This is a genomic window from Kineococcus siccus (assembly GCF_009906795.1).
Lineage (GTDB): Bacteria > Actinomycetota > Actinomycetes > Actinomycetales > Kineococcaceae > Kineococcus > Kineococcus siccus.
In genome coordinates this window covers 1-1755 of sequence record NZ_JAAALN010000376.1, presented here as the reverse complement: position 1 = coordinate 1755, position 1755 = coordinate 1, and the positions used below count along the sequence as shown (strand labels likewise).

Below are 1755 nucleotides of genomic sequence, written 5' to 3'. Positions count from 1 at the left end.
CGGGCGGGCGCGGGGCGGCCGTGGGGGCCGCGGCGGTGAGCGCGGCGACGAGGCCGGCCGCGAGGGCGACGGAGCGCAGGCGTCCCATCACCCGACGGTAGCGCCACGGCTCAGCGGCCGGCCCCTCCCGCGCGGACGAGCGCGCCCGTCGTGCGGCCCTCCGCCCCCAGGTCGACGACCCGGTCGACGAGGTCGAGGCCCTCGCCGCGGTGGGCGAGCAGCAGCAGCGTCCGCGCCGAGCCGTCGCGCCGACGGCGGCCCGCGGTCAGCAGGTCCCGCGTGAGGTGCTGCGCGGTCGCCTCGTCGAGCCCCTCGGTCGGCTCGTCGAGCACGAGGACGGCTACGTCGGCGAGCAGGGCCCGCGCCAGCGCGAGCCGCCGGCGCTCGCCGCCGGACAGCGGGGCGCCCCCGTCGCCGACCCGCGCGTCCAGACCGGCGGGCAGGGCGGCGAGCCAGTCGTCGAGGCGCACCGCCCGCAGGGCGGCCCGGAGCTCGTCGTCGCCCGACCCGGGGGCCGCGAGGAGCAGGTTCTCCCGCAGCGTGGTCGCGAAGACGTGCTCGTCGTCGCCCACGAGGCCGACGACCGAGCGCACGTCGTCGCCCGCCAGGGTGCGGACGTCGGTGCCCGACAGCAGCACGCGGCCCGCGACCGGGTCGAGGAAGCGCAGCAGCACGGCGGCGAGGGTGGACTTGCCGCTGCCCGACGGGCCGCGCAGCGCCGTCGCCGTGCCCGGGGCCAGGACGAGGTCGAGCCCGTGCAGGACGGGGTCGCCGGGGTCCCAGCCCGCGACGAGGCCCTCCACGCGCACCTCGTGCCCGCGGCCCGCGTACCCGCCTGCGGGGCCCCCGTCCGCGGTGGGCAGGGAGGCCGGCAGGGGGGCCGGCACGGCGGGTTCCGTCGCGGGCTCGGGCACGGCCAGCAGCTCGCGCGTGCGCCGCTGCGCCGCCCGGGCCCGGACCCCCGCCCGCGCCACGTCCGGCAGGGCCCGCACCAGCTCCAGCGCGGGGACCGCGGCCAGCACCGCGGCCGCCGCCCAGGCCGGGGCCACCGCCGTGGGCGCGGCGAGCGCGCCGAGGGCGGCGCCGACGACGGCGGCCCCCGTGCCGAGGGTGCTCAGCGCCGCGGTCGCGGCGCCGGCCCGCGCGCGCCGGTTCTCGGCCGCCGCGAGCGCCCGCCCCGCGGCGGCCAGCGCGGCGAGGTCGGGGCCCGCGTTGCGGCCGCGCAGGTCCTCGACGCCGTCCAGCGCCTCGACGGACGCGCTCGCGACCGCCGCGGCCTGCTCGCGCACGGCGCCGTCGCGGTGCTCGGCGCGCGCGGCGGCCGCGGGCGCGAGCAGGGCCGCGACCGCCACCCCCGGCACCGCGGCGAGGGCGATCACGGGGGAGGCGACCGCGGCCGCGGCGAGGGCGAGGGCCAGCGCGACGACGGTCACGGTGAGCGGGTGCCGGAACCGCAGCAGCCCGTCGACGCGGGCGTCGACGTCGTCGACCAGGCGCACCAGGAGGTCGCCGCGCCGGCTCGTGCGCCGCCGGGACAGCGGTCCCGGCAGCCGCGGCACGAGGGCCGCCACCACCGCGCTGCGCCAGCCCGCGAGCCCGGCCAGGGCGGTGTCGTGGCTCACCAGGCGCTCGGCGTAGCCGAGCAGGGGCCGCGCGATCGCGCTGGCGCGCACCAGGACCGCCGCGACCGACAGCGTCAGCACGGGCGGGCGGTCGGCGGCCGTGACGAGCAGCCACGCCGCGGCCGCCGTGAGG

The 1755-nt window shown here is 82.2% G+C and carries 1 protein-coding gene; it reads right to left on the bottom strand.

Annotated features, from left to right (window positions below; translation table 11 throughout):
- Positions 1-110: 110 nt before the first annotated feature.
- Positions 111-1755, bottom strand: a 1645-nt coding sequence (gene cydC / locus GTR02_RS21555; RefSeq protein WP_166609514.1) for a thiol reductant ABC exporter subunit CydC, incomplete at its 5' end; no start/stop codon positions are given.